Raw genomic sequence first — 15,165 nt, forward strand, 5'->3', positions numbered from 1 at the left:
AGCCAGCAAAAAATGACAGGCAAAAAAAAGCCCCTGAAATTCAGGGGCTCTTTGTCAGTGCGGCTGATAGACCGTGAGCATCTGCCCAGGCTTGAGCGCCTTGCCGGCACCCGGGTTCCAGCGCTTGAGATGCTGCATCTCGACGTTGAAACGCTTGGCAACAACATACAGCGTGTCGCCGCGCTGGACCTTGTACTGGGTCTGTTGCTTGCTGTCGTCCTTGGCTTTGCTCTTGCTGTTGGCCGCGATCACGGTGTTGATGCGCCCGCCGGTCTTGCCGGCCGGAGTGCGTTTGGTGGTGTCCTGCATGACCAGGGTCTGGCCGACCTTGAGGTTCTTGCCGGTCAGCTTGTTCCAGCGTTGCAGGTCCTTGACGTCGACCTTGTTGGCCTTGGCGATGGAGCCGAGGTTGTCGCCGCGCTTGACCCGGTACGCACGCTTGAGCTTCGCGACTTCGGTCGGGTCGGCGCCTTCGAAGACCGGCTTCAGCGAACGAGGGCTGATCAGTTCTTCAGGGCGCATGGTCTGCAGGCTGGCGGTCAGCAATTGCGCCTTCGACGTCGGCACCAGCAGGTGTTGCGGGCCGTCGATGGTGGTGCGCTGCTTGAACGCCGGGTTGAGCTGGAACAGTTCGTCTTCGTCGATGTTGGCCACGGCGGCGACCTTGGACAGGTCCATGCGCTGGTTGATTTCGACGACCTGGAAGTAAGGTTCGTTGGCGATCGGGTTGAGGTTGACCCCGTAGGCTTCCGGCGACAGCACCACTTGCGACAGCGCCAGCAGTTTCGGCACGTAGGCCTGGGTTTCTGCCGGCAGCGGCAGGTTCCAATAGTCGGTCGGCAGGCCGAGCTTTTCGTTGCGCTCGATGGCGCGGCTGACCGTGCCTTCGCCGGCATTGTAGGCCGCCAGGGCCAGCAGCCAGTCGCCGTTGAACATGTCGTGCAGGCGGGTCAGATAATCCATCGCTGCCGTGGTCGAGGCGGTAATGTCTCGACGGCCATCGTAGAAGCGGGTCTGGCGCAGGTTGTAGTAACGCCCGGTGGAAGGGATGAATTGCCAGAGCCCCACCGCGTCGGCCCGGGAATAGGCCATCGGGTTGTAGGCACTTTCAATCACTGGCAGCAGGGCCAGTTCCAGCGGCATGTTGCGTTCTTCGAGGCGCTCGACGATGTAATGAATGTAGAGGCTGCCGCGCTCGCCGGCGTTCTCGAGAAAGGAAGGGTTACTGGCGAACCACAGGCGCTGTTGCTCGATGCGCGGATTCACGCCCAGGCCTTCCTGAAGCTGAAAACCACCGCGCATGCGTTCCCAGATGTCCTGGGGCACCTGCGGGCTGGGCTTCTCGGACAACCAGATCGGCTTCTGCTTGGCTCGCGCAGCAATGTTCGGCGTATGGGTCGCTTCAGTCTGCGGAGCATGGCTGGAACAGCCCGCCAGCGTGGCGGACACAGCCACCGCGATGGCTTGCGCCAGGCGGGTCAATGCGTCTGAATTGACGGACTTACGTATGGATGACGACATTGGCTGGAAGTAAGTTCCGGGCAAAAATGTCGGGCGATTCTAGAAAGCGCACCCCCTGCGGTCAACCATTCAGCGTTTTTGTACCAAGTGGTGAACGGCTTAGAACTTATCTTTCCAAGCCCGCAGAGCCGCAAAAACCTCACTCGGCGCCCGGTTTTGAGCGCCATTCCGTTCGTCCACTTTTTGTGTAACTAATGTTTCACTGGTACGCAGAAACGGGTTTGTGAGCTTTTCCAGGGCAATGGTCGAGGGCAGGGTCATGACCCCGTTCTGCCGTTGCTGGCTGACTTTTTCCAGACGGGCGGCAATGTCCGGGTTGCCCGGCTCCACCGCAGCGGCGAATTTGAGGTTGCTCAGGGTGTATTCGTGGGTGCAGTAGACCAGCGTGTCTTCCGGCAGCGCCGCCAGACGGCCGAGCGAATGGTGCATCTGCTCCGGCGTGCCTTCGAACAACCGGCCGCAACCGGCGGCGAACAGGGTATCGCCGCAGAACAGCAGGCCGTGATGGTAATAAGCGATGTGCCCCAGGGTGTGGCCGGGAACGGCGTAGACATCGAAATCCCAGCCGAGCACGCGAACCTTGTCGTTATCCTTGAGCGCCACATCCCGCCCCGGAATGCTTTCGCTGGCCGGACCGTAGACGGTGGCGCCCGTAGCCTTTTTAAGCGTCTCGACACCGCCGACATGATCATGGTGATGATGAGTGATCAGAATGTCGCCCAGCACCCAGCCCGGATGCGCGGCAAGCCACGCCTGCACGGGGGCGGCATCGCCCGGGTCGACCACCGCGCAACGCTGGGTGGCATGATCCTGTAACAACCAGATGTAGTTGTCGGTGAAGGCGGGCAGGGCACTGATCTGTATCATCTTCGGATTCGCCAAGCGGGTAACATTGGCGCATCTTAGAGGTTCCTGGCGTGTTGGAGAATGCAATGATCGATAAAGCGTTCGCTCAGGCCGATCCTGACTGGCTGGCCCTGATCGGGGCGGCCCGTGAATGGCTGTCCGGTCCCCTCGGGCAATTTCTGCTCGACGAAGAGCGGCGCATGCTCGAAGACGAGCTCGGCCGGTTCTTCGGCGGCTATCTGGTGCATTACGGCCCTTCTGCAGAAACACCGCCGTCGGCGCCGCAGGTGCAGCGCAACGTGCGGCTCGGTGCGCCGTTGCCCGGTGTCGAGATCGTCTGCGAAGAGCAGGCCTGGCCGTTGAGCGAGCACGCCGCCGACGTGGTGGTGTTGCAGCACGGTCTGGATTTCTGCCTGTCGCCCCACGGCCTGCTGCGTGAAGCGGCCAGCAGCGTGCGCCCCGGCGGGCATCTGCTGATTGTCGGCATCAATCCCTGGAGCACCTGGGGCCTGCGCCATGTGTTCGCTCACGATGCGTTGCATCAGGCGCGCTGCATCTCGCCATCGCGGGTCGCCGACTGGCTCAACCTGCTGGGCTTCGCGCTGGAGAAACGCCGCTTCGGGTGCTATCGTCCGCCGCTCGCGTCACCCAAGTGGCAGGCCCGTCTGGCCGGCTGGGAACGCAAGGTCGGCGACTGGCAACTGGCGGGCGGCGGTTTCTATCTGTTGGTCGCGCGCAAGATCGTGGTCGGCCTGCGTCCGGTGCGTCAGGAGCGCCGCGAGCCGATGGGCAAGCTGATTCCGCTGCCGATGGCCAAGGTCAATCGCCGCCGTATCGAACCGTAAACCTTCTTTTATTGTGGCCGGGTCTGTCCCGGCCCGGGCCGTTGTCGATCCGTGATCGACGAGGCCACGCATTTTTCTGGATAGATTGGCATGAGCGAAAGCGTCGATAGCGTAGAACTGTTCACCGACGGCGCCTGCAAGGGCAACCCCGGCCCCGGCGGCTGGGGCGCCTTGCTGGTGTGCAAGGGCGTCGAAAAGGAACTGTGGGGCGGCGAAGCCAACACCACCAACAACCGCATGGAGCTGCTCGGCGCGATTCGCGGCCTCGAAGCCCTCAAGCGTCCGTGCGAAGTGCTGCTGGTGACCGACTCGCAATACGTGATGAAAGGCATCAACGAGTGGATGGCCAACTGGAAGAAACGCGGCTGGAAAACCGCTGCCAAAGAGCCAGTAAAAAATGCCGACCTGTGGAAAGAGCTGGACGAGCAGGTCAACCGCCACAAGGTCACCTGGAAATGGGTTCGCGGCCACATCGGCCACCACGGCAACGAACGGGCCGACCAGTTGGCCAACCGTGGCGTGGATGAAGTGCGCGGCTACAAGCAGGATTGATTACAGCATCAGAATGGCGCTCGCCAATTGCAAGTCAGTGGCGGACAGTTCCGGCAACAGGCTGCGAATTCGCTTGAACGCCGCTTCCATTTGCGCGCCACGAATGTCCCCGTCGCTGGCCACGAAGGCCGCCGCGTCGTCCTTGGCGGCCAGCACGATCTTGTCGTCCTTGAACGACCCGCTGGTGCCTTTGGTGGAGCTGAGCGTCAGGCTCAGGGTGATGTCGGTGCTGATGACAAAACTGGTGGCGTGCGCTTCAGTCATCAGCAAGCAGCCGCCGAGCAATAGAAACCGTGCAGTCTTCATGAGGGGTTCGAGTCCGTGAGAAACAGGCCGCGCACGCTAACAAGCCGGTTTGCCCCAGACTTTATGAACATTGCTAATGATTGTTAAAAACTGCATGAGCGCCGATCACCCGGCGGTGCGCGTCTCGCGCCACCAGCGTGTTAACATCGCCGCTTTTGCACGATTGACCCCGTTGAGAGCTGAACACTGATGGCCACCAGATCCGTTGTACTCGATACCGAAACCACCGGCATGCCGGTGACCGATGGTCACCGGATCATTGAAATCGGTTGCGTCGAGCTGATCGGTCGGCGCCTGACAGGCCGGCACTTTCACGTCTATCTGCAACCGGACCGCGAAAGTGACGAAGGCGCGATCGGCGTTCACGGCATCACCAACGAATTCCTGGTCGGCAAACCGCGTTTCGCCGAAGTGGCCGATGAGTTCTTCGAGTTCATCAACGGCGCGCAACTGATCATCCATAACGCGGCGTTCGACGTTGGCTTCATCAACAACGAATTCGCCCTGATGGGTCAGCAGGATCGCGCGGACATCACGCAGCACTGCACGATCCTCGACACCCTGATGATGGCCCGGGAACGTCACCCGGGTCAGCGCAACAGCCTCGATGCCCTATGCAAACGCTACGGCGTCGACAACTCCGGCCGTGAGCTGCACGGCGCATTGCTCGACTCGGAGATTCTTGCCGACGTCTACCTGACCATGACCGGTGGCCAGACCAGCCTGTCCCTGGCCGGCAACGCCTCCGACGGTAACGGCACGGGCGAGGGCGCTGACAACTCCGCCACCGAAATCCGCCGTCTGCCGGCGGATCGCAAGCCGGGGCGGATCATTCGCGCCACCGAAGCCGAACTGGCCGAGCACCAGGTGCGTCTGGAAATCATCGCCAAATCCGCTGGCGCACCGGCGCTGTGGACTCAGCTGCTGGAAGCCGAAGCCCAGGCGTAAAACGCAAAGGATCGTCCGAATGCGCAGGCCGCGTTCGGACGATCCTTTGTTTTTGGCAGTACTGACAACTGGCCACCCTCGCCACATCCGCTCCGACCCTCTACCCTGAGGACATTGGCAGATCACTCTCCGCCGCCTCAGGACACTGAGTCTCATGTACAAAGATCTGAAGTTCCCGGTGTTGATCGTCCACCGCGACATCAAGGCCGACACGGTTGCCGGCGAACGCATTCGCGGCATTGCCCGTGAACTCGAGCAGGAAGGTTTCAGCATCGTTTCGGCCACGGACTACACCGAGGGCCGGCTGGTGGCGTCGACCCACCATGGTCTGGCGTGCATGTTGATTGCCGCTGAAGACGCCAGCACCAATTCCCATTTGTTACAGAACATGGCCGAACTGATCGGTCTGGCCCGGGTGCGGGCGCCGGATCTGCCGATCTTCGCCCTCGGCGAGCAGGTCACCCTGGAAAACGCCCCGGCCGATGCCATGGCCGAACTGAATCAGTTGCGCGGCATTCTCTACCTGTTCGAAGACACCGTACCGTTTCTGGCACGGCAGGTGGCGCGGGCGGCGCGCAAGTATCTGGACGGGTTGTTGCCACCGTTCTTCAAGGCGTTGGTGCAGCACACCGCTGACTCAAACTATTCCTGGCACACCCCGGGGCATGGCGGCGGGGTGGCCTATCACAAGAGCCCGGTGGGGCAGGCGTTTCACCAGTTCTTCGGCGAAAACACCCTGCGTTCGGATTTGTCGGTGTCGGTGCCGGAGCTGGGTTCGCTGCTCGATCACACCGGGCCGCTGGCCGAAGCGGAAGCGCGGGCTGCGCGCAATTTCGGCGCCGATCACACCTTTTTCGTGATCAATGGCACCTCGACCGCCAACAAGATCGTCTGGCATTCGATGGTCGGGCGCGATGATCTGGTGCTGGTGGATCGCAACTGTCACAAGTCGGTGTTGCACGCGATCATCATGACCGGCGCGATTCCCCTATACCTGTGCCCGGAGCGCAACGAACTCGGGATCATCGGCCCGATCCCGCTGAGCGAATTCAGCCGCGAATCGATCCAGGCCAAGATCGATGCAAGCCCGCTGACCAAGGGGCGGGAGCCGAAAGTCAAACTCGCGGTGGTCACCAACTCCACTTACGACGGCCTCTGTTACAACGCCGAACTGATCAAGCAGAGCCTGGGCAACAGCGTCGAAGTCCTGCATTTCGACGAAGCCTGGTACGCCTACGCGGCGTTTCACGAATTCTTTGCCGGACGCTACGGCATGGCCACCTCGCGCAGTGCCGACAGTCCGCTGGTGTTTACCACCCATTCCACCCATAAACTACTGGCGGCGTTCAGTCAGGCTTCGATGATTCATGTGCAGGACGGCGGCGCTCGGCAACTGGACCGCGACCGGTTCAACGAAGCGTTCATGATGCATATCTCGACGTCGCCGCAATACAGCATCATCGCCTCGCTGGACGTGGCCTCGGCCATGATGGAAGGCCCGGCCGGGCGTTCGCTGTTGCAGGAAACCTTCGATGAAGCCCTGAGCTTTCGCCGGGCACTGGCCAATCTGCGGCAACACATCGACGCCAATGACTGGTGGTTTTCGATCTGGCAGCCGCCAAGTGTCGAGGGTATTGACCGGGTGCAGACCGAAGACTGGCTGCTGAAGCCCGAGGCGGACTGGCATGGCTTCGGCGAAGTCAGCGACGACTATGTGCTGCTCGATCCGATCAAGGTCACTCTGGTGATGCCCGGCCTGACCGCTGGCGGCGCTTTAAGCGACAAGGGGATTCCGGCGGCGGTAGTCAGTCGTTTCCTCTGGGAGCGCGGACTGGTGGTGGAGAAAACCGGGCTCTATTCGTTTCTGGTGCTGTTCTCCATGGGCATCACCAAAGGCAAGTGGAGCACGCTGTTGACCGAGCTTTTGGAGTTCAAGCGCAGCTACGACGCCAACGTCAGCCTCGACACCTGCCTGAAGTGTGTCGCTCAGGAAGACCCGGCGCGCTATCGCGGCATGGGTCTGCGCGACCTGTGCGATCAGCTCCACGCCTGCTATCGCAGTAATGCCACCGCCAGGCACCTCAAGCGCATGTACACCGTGCTGCCGGAAATCGCCATGAAACCGGCCCACGCCTACGATCAACTGGTGCGCGGCGAAGTCGAGGCGGTGCCGATCGATGAGCTGGAGGGGCGGGTCGCGGCGGTGATGCTGGTGCCTTATCCGCCGGGGATTCCGTTGATCATGCCCGGTGAGCGTTTTACCGAATCCACCCGGTCGATCATCGATTACCTGAAGTTTGCCCGAACGTTCGATGCGAGTTTTCCGGGTTTCGTGGTCGATGTGCACGGACTGCAACACGAAGACGAGGGCAATGGACGGCACTACACCGTCGATTGCGTCAAGGAATGAGGGCGTTTCCCAGTATGCAACCGGTCATGAATCCAAAATACCCCGGGCTGTCGGTACGGGTCGCCGACGACGGTTTTGCCGCGTACATCTGGGGCAGCGATTTCAGCTTCGAGGTCGCCGCTTATGGCGCCGCCGAAATCGGCAAACCCGTAGCGCAGTGGGGCGTGACGCCCATCGTGCCGTACCGCAAGTGCTACGGCATTGACCCTGAAGAGTTCAGCAGTTTTCGCGATGCCGCCGACAGTGCGATTTTCATGGCGTATCTGGAAGACCAGCCGGTGGGGCATCTGGTAATCAGCACCAACTGGAACGGTTTCGCCCATATCGATGAGCTGGCGGTGCATGCGCCGGCGCGGCGCCATGGTGTGGCCAAGGCTTTGCTCGATGTTGCGCAGTTCTGGAGTCGCAAGAAAAAACTGCCGGGGATCATGCTCGAGACCCAGAACAACAACCTCGGCGCCTGCCGCTTGTATGAGCGCTGCGGTTATGTGATCGGTGGCATCGACCATCTGCGTTATCGCGGTATCGACCCGAACACCGCCGAGGTGGCGTTGTTCTGGTATCGATTGTTCGATAATCCGCTGGAAAACCCGATCAGCTCGCCAGCATCGCCTCGGCTTGTTCCGTAACGATACCCAGCAATGTCTGGACTGCCGATGTCGGCGGCGCGTGCTTGAAGGTCAGTGCATAGAGGCTGATCGGCACCGCCGGTGACAACGGACAAGTGTCGATCCCACTGGCCCGGGCACCCAGCGCAGTAAACGGGTCGACGATGGCCAGGCCTTCGCCGGCCTCGACCATGCTGCGCATCATCTGATGGGTCTGCACCCGGGTGTGGATGCTCGGTGCCGGGCGCAAGGCCTGGAGTTTGTGTTCCAGCGCCGGGCTCAGCGGGTCCTGACCTTCGAGGCCGACCATTGCCTGACCGGCCAGGTCCTGCAGCGAAATGTATTTCTGCTTCGGTTGCAGCCAGCCGTGGGGCGCGAGCAATTGCAGCTTGCCTTGGGCCAGCGGCTGGCAATGGATATCCGGATGCTCGGGATCGTGCAGGCTCAGGCCCAGATCGCTTTCGCGCAGCAACAGACTGCGAACGATGTGGCGGGTGGGTTCACTGAGTAGCGTGCAGGGTACGTCCGGCAGGCGCCGACGCAATGCGGCGAGGCTTTGCGGCAACAATTGCTGGGCCAGCGGCGGGGTGCCGATGATGCGCAGAGGCGGGGCAAGGTATTGCTTGAGGCTGCTGGCCAGTCGTTGCACCGGCTCCAGCGCGTCATAGATGTGGGCGATTTCGACTTGCAGCGCACGGGCTTCGGCTGTCGCCTGAAGCCGCCCGCGCACGCTGGCGAACAGCATGAAACCCAACTGACTCTCGGCTTCGCGCAGTCGCTCCTCGACATCGCCCGCCGGCAATTGCAGCCATTCGGCGGCGGTGCCCACGTGACCCGTCTGTAAAAGCGCCTGTATCACCTCGATATGACGTAAACGCATGCGTGAAGTCCATGTCCGGCCGTTGGGGTCAGTGGCTGAATCCTACCCCAACTCGGCGCGGATGACTTCTGCTCATAACAATCGGTTATGAAGCGACAGTCGGCTCGGGTTCGCGAATCAACGTGATGCCCGACTGAACCAGCAGGAATTCGTTGTCGTCGATTTTATTGACCCGATCGCCAATCGCCAGTTTGTAGGTGGTAACAGGCTCCATGCCGGTGAAACCGTCTGCCGACGGGTTGGATTCCTGGAACTCATGCACGGAATAAACGCGGCCTTCCGCATCTCTTGCATGGAACTGACCGACGAGTACTGCTGCCATCTGCTTAGAACCTCTGGAGATAAAACGCTTGATTTGCGGCTTGGTAGACCGTCATCGAGCTTGGTAAGTTTTCCTACAGGAAAAAAATAATCCGGACGCGGGAAATATCCCTCGTCGTCTGGTGGAATCGTCGTCGGATCATCTATAACTACAGGCTCCTCCCACGGACAGTCGAGAGTCTTCCCATGAGCAATGTCTATAACGTCGCGGTAGTGGTCGGCAGCCTGCGTAAAGCTTCGATCAATCGCAAGGTCGCGCTGGCGCTGGCGGAACTGGCACCGGCCAACCTCAAGCTGAACATTGTGGAAATTGGCGATCTGCCACTCTATAACGAAGACATCGACGGCGATTCACCGCCGGCAGCCTACAGCACTTTTCGGCAAAAAGTGGCGTCATCCGACGCGGTGCTGTTTGTCACCCCGGAGTACAACCGTTCGGTGCCGGCACCGTTGAAGAACGCGATTGACGTTGGCTCGCGGCCTTATGGCAAGAGTGTCTGGGGTGGCAAACCGGGCGCAGTGATCAGCGTTTCACCGGGTGCCATCGGCGGTTTCGGCGCCAACCAGCATTTGCGCCAGTCCTTTGTTTTCCTCAACGTGCCGTGCATGCAGCAGCCGGAGGCCTACCTGGGCGGCGCCGGTACGGCGTTCGATGAGTCGGGCAAGCTGAACGAGTCGGTCAAACCGTTCCTGCAGAGCTTCATCAATGCCTATGGTGAGTGGGTAGCGCAGCACAAGAAGTGATCCACGGATTTTTCTGACTACATAACGAACCTGTGGGAGCTGGCTCCCACAGGTTTTTTTGTGGTCTGATTCTTTCCCTTTTATTGAAGGCTGTCGCGAATGCTCGCTGCGTCACTGATTTTCCTGCTGACCATTACCCTGGTGATCTGGCAACCCAAAGGCCTCGGGGTCGGCTGGAGTGCAACGTTCGGCGCCATCGTCGCGCTGCTTTTTGGCGTGGTGCACCTGAGTGATATTCCGCTGGTGTGGCAGATTATCTGGAACGCCACCGGCACTTTTGTGGCGCTGATTATCATCAGTCTGTTGCTCGACGAGGCCGGTTTCTTTGCCTGGGCCGCATTGCATGTGGCGCGGTGGGGGCGTGGCAGCGGGCGCAAGCTGTTCGCCTTCATGGTGTTGCTCGGTGCGCTGGTGTCGGCGTTGTTCGCCAATGACGGCGCGGCGCTGATCCTCACGCCGATCGTGATTTCCATGCTGCTGGCCCTGCGTTTTTCGCCGGCGGCGACTCTGGCGTTCGTCATGGGCGCGGGGTTTATCGCCGATACCGCGAGCCTGCCGCTGGTGGTGTCGAACCTGGTCAACATCGTCTCGGCAGACTTTTTCCACATCGGTTTCAATCGCTATGCGGCGGTGATGGTGCCGGTCAACTTCGTCAGCGTCGCGGCCACGCTGGCGGTGTTGTTGTGGTTCTTTCGCCGCGACATTCCGAAAGACTACGACCCTGAACAGCTTGAGCACCCGGAGACGGCGATCCACGACAAGGCCACGTTCTACGCCGGTTGGGCGGTGTTGCTGATCCTGCTGGTGGGCTGTTTCGCCCTGGAGCCGCTGGGGATTCCGATCAGTGCTATCTCGGCAGTGTGCGCGGCGCTGTTGCTGGGTATCGCTGCCCGCGGGCACAAGATTTCCACGCGCAAGGTGATGAAAGAAGCACCGTGGCAGATCGTGATTTTCTCCCTGGGCATGTATCTGGTGGTCTACGGTCTGCGCAATGCCGGGCTCACGGATCATCTGGCCGGTTGGCTGGATGCCTTTGCCGGGTATGGCGTGTGGGGCGCGGCCATGGGCACTGGCGTGCTGACGGCCTTGTTGTCGTCGATCATGAACAATCTGCCGACGGTGCTGATCGGTTTGCTGTCGATCGATGCCAGTCAGGCGACCGGTGTCGTGAAAGAGGCGATGATCTACGCCAACGTGATCGGCAGCGACCTGGGGCCGAAGATCACCCCGATCGGCAGTCTGGCGACTCTGCTCTGGCTGCATGTGCTGGAGCGCAAGGACATCCGGATCGGCTGGGGGTATTACTTCAAGGTCGGGATTGTGCTGACGGTGCCGGTGTTGCTGGTGACATTGGCGGCTCTGGCGCTGCGGTTGAGCGTCTAACTCTGCCCGGGCACGTTCGGCCACAGATCCGAAACCAGAAACAGCCGCTCGGCTTCTTCCCATTCGCCCCGGGCATTCTCGGTCAGGCGCACCATCAACTGCGCCGGGGCCAGCGGTTCGAGCTCATCGAGCCAGGTCCGCAACTGCTCGTGGCTCCAGGCCTGATCTGCCGGGTAATGTGCCGGCGCCAGCCACGCATGGCGGGGCAGGGGTTGCCAGCGTCCGGCCGGGCGCTGGGCGATAAACGCCGGCCAGTCCTTTTGATGCAGCCAGCTGCCACGCAAATGCTGCGGATGGGCGCCGCTCGGTGGTTCGGACTGACCGGGCCATGGATACAGCAGGTAGCCGCCCAGCCACAACTGCGCACTGAATGACTCGATATCCAGCGCCGCCAGGGCCTCGCGGCTTTCAGGGCGGGCGGAAATCGGTAACTGGTGCTCGCTAAGATGGGCCAGTTTGCGGTCCAGTCGATCATGGCAGCCGGGGCCGAGCCACGACGCCGGATCACGGCCGTCACCGTTCTGCGGGCCGAGGTAGAGCTTGATCGCCAGTTCCAGGTGATGCACGCCGTCACGGTCGCGCAGCAGCATGTCGAGTTCGCCGAGGGTGTGGCCTTCGCGGCGGATGGGCAGGTTGGCGGCGATCAGTTCAATCCCCGGCGCATGCTCCACGGCAAACTGCCACAGCCGCTCGTAATACAGGCCCAGGCGCCGGGTGCGAGCCTGGGACAGCCATTGCAGCAGACCGTAACTGTCCCGGTCGAGCCGGTGCAGCCAGTGCGCCAGCCGCTCGGGGTCGTGCACCCAGTCGCTGCCCGCCAGCGGATGACGTTGCGGCCACGGCGTGGCGGCGAGCATCGGCGGGGCGAGGATCACCCACGCCAGATCGCGCACTTCCGGGTGGCGCAACTGATGGGGCAACTGGAGCAAGTCGGGAAATAGGATCATCTTGCGAGCATAGCCTTAAACGCAGGCGCACTCTCGGGCTGAAAGGGTTTTGTCTATCCGGCGCTTTCGCCCATAATCGTCGTTTTCGCCGTCGCAGCCCCAGCAGGAGTCCCATGGAGCAATTTCGTAATATCGGCATCATCGGTCGCCTGGGCAGTTCCCAGGTGCTGGATACCGTCCGCCGACTGAAACGCTTTCTGCTCGATCGTCACCTGCATGTGATCCTCGAAGACACCATCGCCGAAGTCCTGCCCGGCCATGGCCTGCAAACTTCGTCCCGCAAGATGCTCGGCGAAGTCTGCGACATGGTCATCGTCGTCGGCGGTGACGGCAGCCTGCTCGGTGCGGCCCGGGCGCTGGCCAAGCACAACATTCCCGTGCTCGGGATCAACCGTGGCAGCCTCGGCTTTCTTACCGACATCCGCCCGGACGAGCTGGAAATCAAGGTCGCCGAAGTACTCGACGGCCACTATCTGGTGGAAAACCGCTTCCTGCTGCAGGCCGAAGTCCGCCGCCACGCCGAGGCCATCGGCCAGGGCGATGCGCTGAACGACGTGGTGCTGCACCCGGGCAAATCGACGCGGATGATCGAGTTCGAGCTGTACATCGACGGCCAGTTCGTCTGCAGCCAGAAGGCCGACGGCCTGATCGTCGCCACGCCGACCGGCTCCACCGCGTACGCGCTGTCTGCTGGTGGGCCGATCATGCATCCCAAGCTCGACGCTATTGTGATTGTGCCGATGTACCCCCATACCTTGTCGGGTAGACCGATCGTGGTCGATGGCAACAGTGAGCTGAAAATCGTCGTGTCCAAAGATATGCAGATCTATCCGCAGGTCTCCTGCGACGGGCAGAACCACTTCACCTGCGCACCGGGCGACACCATCACCGTCAGCAAGAAAGCGCAGAAGCTGCGGCTGATCCATCCGCTCGACCACAACTACTACGAGGTCTGCCGCACCAAACTCGGCTGGGGCAGCAAGCTGGGTGGTGGAGGCGACTGATGCTCGATCCCGCGCGCAGTTATGACCTGATCGGTGACGTGCACGGATGCGCCCTGACCCTGGAACACCTGCTGGACCGTCTCGGTTATCACAAGCAGGGTGGGGTCTGGCGGCATCCTTCGCGCATGGCCGTGTTCGTCGGCGACATCATCGACCGTGGCCCGCGGATCCGCGAGGCGCTGCACATCGTCCACGACATGGTCGAGGCCGGCCAGGCCTTTTGCATCATGGGCAACCACGAATTCAACGCACTGGGCTGGAGCACACCGGCGCCACCGGGCAGTGGCAAGCAGTTCGTGCGCGAGCACACGCCGCGTCATGCCCGTCTGCTGCATGAAACCCTGACTCAATTCGAAGACCATCCCGGTGACTGGCACGACTTCCAGCGCTGGTTCTATGAACTGCCGCTGTTTGTCGACGCCGGGCGCTTCCGGGTCGTGCATGCCTGCTGGGATGCCGGCCTGATCGAGCCACTGCGCGCGCTGTTCCCCGATGGCTGCATCGATGAGCACTTCCTCCAGGCTTCCGCCGTACCGGGCAGCTTTGCCTGCACCGTGTTTGATCGCCTGCTGCGCGGCACCGACATGCGTCTGCCGGATGGTTTGACCATGACCAGTGGCGACGGTCTGGTGCGTTCGTTCTTCCGCACCAAATTCTGGGAAGACGATCCGCAGACCTACGGCGACATCGTGTTCCAGCCCGATGCACTGCCGGAGCCGGTGGCGCAGAAGCCGCTGACCTCCAGCGAAAAGAATTCCCTGCTGCGCTACGGCGTCGATGAGCCGTTGCTGTTCGTCGGCCACTACTGGCGCAGCGGCAAACCGGCGCCGATCCGCCCGAACCTCGCGTGCCTGGATTACAGCGCCGTGCTCTACGGCAAACTGGTGGCTTATCGTCTGGATCAGGAAACCCGCCTGGATCCACATAAATTTGTCTGGGTCGATGTCGAGCGGCCGGAGGTGCTGCGATGAGCGCGGTAGCGGTATTGCGTCTGCCACTGGCGGCGGACCTGAGCGGTTTCGTCAAACTGCTGCAACGCATGCAGGTGCCTCACCGCGTCAGCGAAGAATCGGGCGAGCAGGTGCTGTGGGTGCCGTCGGAAATCAGCGAAGACGTGCGTTCGCTATACGAACGCTTCCCGGCGGGTGATCCGGATCAACAACTGGACATTCCGGTGGCACCGACCTTCAAGCGTCCGAGCTTTGCCGAGCAACTGAAACACGCCAAGGCCACCGGGTTCATCCTGTTGCTGAGCCTCCTGGTGGGCGGCCTGACGTATCTGGGCGACAACCTCGACACGATGCGCTGGCTGACTTTCCTCGATTTCCGCGTGGTCGGCGACTACATCCATTTCACCTCGCTGGCCGACAGCCTGGCGGCAGGGCAGTGGTGGCGTCTGTTCACGCCGATGCTGATCCACTTCGGCATCCTGCACCTGGCCATGAATGGCATGTGGTACTGGGAACTGGGGCGACGCATCGAGTCGCGTCAGGGCAGTATCAACCTCATCGGCCTGACGCTGCTGTTCAGCCTCGTTTCCAACTATGCACAGTTTGCCTGGAGCGGCCCGAGCCTGTTCGGCGGCCTGTCCGGCGTGCTTTACGGGTTGCTCGGCCACTGCTGGATCTTCCAGCTGCTGGCGCCGACCCCGGCCTATCGTCTGCCCCGCGGCGTGCTGGTGATGATGCTGGTGTGGTTGCTGGTGTGCATGTCCGGGCTGATCTCGATGATCGGCTTCGGCCAGATCGCCAATGCCGCCCACGTCGGCGGGTTACTCATCGGATGCTTCACCGGTTTGTTGGGCGGTTTGTACAACCGCCGTAAACTGGCCGCCTGAATTTTTGAATAAA

16 protein-coding genes are annotated in these 15,165 nt (G+C 61.5%); 10 read left to right on the plus strand and 6 right to left on the minus strand.

Annotated features, from left to right (window positions below; all coding sequences use genetic code 11):
• Positions 1-54 precede the first annotated feature (54 nt).
• Positions 55-1,521 (minus strand): transglycosylase SLT domain-containing protein, encoded by a 1,467-nt coding sequence (locus AC07NR_RS20375; RefSeq protein ID WP_495079288.1) that lies wholly within the window; start codon positions 1,519-1,521, stop codon positions 55-57.
• 99 nt (positions 1,522-1,620) lie between these two features.
• A complete protein-coding gene (gene gloB / locus AC07NR_RS20380) occupies positions 1,621-2,388 on the minus strand; it encodes a hydroxyacylglutathione hydrolase (protein ID WP_114886648.1) in 768 nt (255 codons plus the stop codon).
• Between the two features lie 65 nt (positions 2,389-2,453).
• On the opposite strand from gloB, the gene AC07NR_RS20385 reads away from it, so the two are divergent.
• Positions 2,454-3,212, plus strand: coding sequence for a methyltransferase domain-containing protein (locus AC07NR_RS20385; protein WP_495079289.1), 759 nt, complete (start codon positions 2,454-2,456; stop codon positions 3,210-3,212).
• Positions 3,213-3,302: 90 nt separating this feature from the next.
• A complete protein-coding gene (gene rnhA / locus AC07NR_RS20390) occupies positions 3,303-3,764 on the plus strand; it encodes a ribonuclease HI (protein ID WP_039770807.1) in 462 nt (153 codons plus the stop codon).
• On the opposite strand, the gene AC07NR_RS20395 is transcribed toward rnhA, so the two are convergent.
• A complete protein-coding gene (locus AC07NR_RS20395) occupies positions 3,765-4,070 on the minus strand; it encodes a DUF2388 domain-containing protein (protein WP_495079290.1) in 306 nt (101 codons plus the stop codon).
• A gap of 189 nt (positions 4,071-4,259) precedes the next feature.
• Here AC07NR_RS20395 and dnaQ point away from each other — a divergent pair, with 189 nt between their 5' ends.
• The 3 genes from dnaQ (at position 4,260) to AC07NR_RS20410 (ending at position 8,057) form a co-directional block, all read left to right on the plus strand.
• Positions 4,260-5,018, plus strand: coding sequence for a DNA polymerase III subunit epsilon (gene dnaQ / locus AC07NR_RS20400; protein ID WP_085708594.1), 759 nt, complete (start codon positions 4,260-4,262; stop codon positions 5,016-5,018).
• A 154-nt stretch (positions 5,019-5,172) separates the two neighbouring features.
• Positions 5,173-7,428, plus strand: a complete 2,256-nt coding sequence (locus tag AC07NR_RS20405) for an Orn/Lys/Arg family decarboxylase (protein ID WP_248738986.1) — start codon at positions 5,173-5,175, stop codon at positions 7,426-7,428.
• A 14-nt stretch (positions 7,429-7,442) separates the two neighbouring features.
• Positions 7,443-8,057: a GNAT family N-acetyltransferase gene (locus tag AC07NR_RS20410; protein WP_085708592.1), complete on the plus strand. Its 615-nt coding sequence runs from the start codon at positions 7,443-7,445 to the stop codon at positions 8,055-8,057.
• Here the strand turns inward: AC07NR_RS20410 and AC07NR_RS20415 are convergent.
• Both AC07NR_RS20415 and AC07NR_RS20420 read right to left on the minus strand, forming a co-directional pair.
• Entirely contained in the window at positions 8,023-8,916 is an 894-nt protein-coding gene (locus tag AC07NR_RS20415) for a LysR family transcriptional regulator (RefSeq protein ID WP_119426590.1), read from the minus strand. The genes AC07NR_RS20410 and AC07NR_RS20415 overlap by 35 nt on opposite strands.
• A gap of 85 nt (positions 8,917-9,001) precedes the next feature.
• Positions 9,002-9,238 carry a hypothetical protein gene (locus AC07NR_RS20420; protein WP_085708590.1) on the minus strand — a complete coding sequence of 79 codons (237 nt, stop codon included), beginning with the start codon at positions 9,236-9,238 and terminating at the stop codon, positions 9,002-9,004.
• A 185-nt stretch (positions 9,239-9,423) separates the two neighbouring features.
• Here AC07NR_RS20420 and AC07NR_RS20425 point away from each other — a divergent pair, with 185 nt between their 5' ends.
• Complete coding sequence (locus AC07NR_RS20425; RefSeq protein WP_114882292.1) at positions 9,424-9,981, plus strand: NADPH-dependent FMN reductase; 558 nt, start codon at positions 9,424-9,426, stop codon at positions 9,979-9,981.
• 99 nt (positions 9,982-10,080) lie between these two features.
• Positions 10,081-11,364: an arsenic transporter gene (locus AC07NR_RS20430; RefSeq protein WP_495079291.1), complete on the plus strand. Its 1,284-nt coding sequence runs from the start codon at positions 10,081-10,083 to the stop codon at positions 11,362-11,364.
• Here the strand turns inward: AC07NR_RS20430 and AC07NR_RS20435 are convergent.
• Positions 11,361-12,311 (minus strand): DUF1853 family protein, encoded by a 951-nt coding sequence (locus tag AC07NR_RS20435; RefSeq protein WP_495079292.1) that lies wholly within the window; start codon positions 12,309-12,311, stop codon positions 11,361-11,363. The genes AC07NR_RS20430 and AC07NR_RS20435 overlap by 4 nt on opposite strands.
• Before the next feature lie 113 nt (positions 12,312-12,424).
• Here AC07NR_RS20435 and AC07NR_RS20440 point away from each other — a divergent pair, with 113 nt between their 5' ends.
• The 3 genes from AC07NR_RS20440 to AC07NR_RS20450 are packed head-to-tail and all read left to right on the plus strand — an operon-like array spanning position 12,425 to position 15,152.
• On the plus strand, positions 12,425-13,315 hold the full coding sequence (locus tag AC07NR_RS20440) for an NAD(+) kinase (protein WP_011333623.1): 891 nt from the start codon (positions 12,425-12,427) through the stop codon (positions 13,313-13,315).
• Entirely contained in the window at positions 13,312-14,286 is a 975-nt protein-coding gene (locus AC07NR_RS20445) for a metallophosphoesterase (RefSeq protein WP_495079392.1), read from the plus strand. Before AC07NR_RS20440 ends, AC07NR_RS20445 begins: the two co-directional genes overlap by 4 nt.
• Positions 14,283-15,152, plus strand: coding sequence for a rhomboid family intramembrane serine protease (locus tag AC07NR_RS20450; RefSeq protein ID WP_495079293.1), 870 nt, complete (start codon positions 14,283-14,285; stop codon positions 15,150-15,152). Before AC07NR_RS20445 ends, AC07NR_RS20450 begins: the two co-directional genes overlap by 4 nt.
• The last annotated feature ends 13 nt before the right edge of the window (positions 15,153-15,165 follow it).

The sequence above is a fragment of the Pseudomonas sp. GW821-FHT09C09 genome (assembly GCF_059418105.1).

Bases quoted from the DNA above. Each gene is read 5' to 3' on its own strand.
- AC07NR_RS20375 (WP_495079288.1), bottom strand. From the start codon at position 1,521: ATGTCGTCATCCATACGTAAGTCCGTCAATTCAGACGCATTGACCCGC.
- gloB (WP_114886648.1), bottom strand. From the start codon at position 2,388: ATGATACAGATCAGTGCCCTGCCCGCCTTCACCGACAACTACATCTGG.
- AC07NR_RS20385 (WP_495079289.1), top strand. From the start codon at position 2,454: ATGATCGATAAAGCGTTCGCTCAGGCCGATCCTGACTGGCTGGCCCTG.
- rnhA (WP_039770807.1), top strand. From the start codon at position 3,303: ATGAGCGAAAGCGTCGATAGCGTAGAACTGTTCACCGACGGCGCCTGC.
- AC07NR_RS20395 (WP_495079290.1), bottom strand. From the start codon at position 4,070: ATGAAGACTGCACGGTTTCTATTGCTCGGCGGCTGCTTGCTGATGACT.
- dnaQ (WP_085708594.1), top strand. From the start codon at position 4,260: ATGGCCACCAGATCCGTTGTACTCGATACCGAAACCACCGGCATGCCG.
- AC07NR_RS20405 (WP_248738986.1), top strand. From the start codon at position 5,173: ATGTACAAAGATCTGAAGTTCCCGGTGTTGATCGTCCACCGCGACATC.
- AC07NR_RS20410 (WP_085708592.1), top strand. From the start codon at position 7,443: ATGCAACCGGTCATGAATCCAAAATACCCCGGGCTGTCGGTACGGGTC.
- AC07NR_RS20415 (WP_119426590.1), bottom strand. From the start codon at position 8,916: ATGCGTTTACGTCATATCGAGGTGATACAGGCGCTTTTACAGACGGGT.
- AC07NR_RS20420 (WP_085708590.1), bottom strand. From the start codon at position 9,238: ATGGCAGCAGTACTCGTCGGTCAGTTCCATGCAAGAGATGCGGAAGGC.
- AC07NR_RS20425 (WP_114882292.1), top strand. From the start codon at position 9,424: ATGAGCAATGTCTATAACGTCGCGGTAGTGGTCGGCAGCCTGCGTAAA.
- AC07NR_RS20430 (WP_495079291.1), top strand. From the start codon at position 10,081: ATGCTCGCTGCGTCACTGATTTTCCTGCTGACCATTACCCTGGTGATC.
- AC07NR_RS20435 (WP_495079292.1), bottom strand. From the start codon at position 12,311: ATGATCCTATTTCCCGACTTGCTCCAGTTGCCCCATCAGTTGCGCCAC.
- AC07NR_RS20440 (WP_011333623.1), top strand. From the start codon at position 12,425: ATGGAGCAATTTCGTAATATCGGCATCATCGGTCGCCTGGGCAGTTCC.
- AC07NR_RS20450 (WP_495079293.1), top strand. From the start codon at position 14,283: ATGAGCGCGGTAGCGGTATTGCGTCTGCCACTGGCGGCGGACCTGAGC.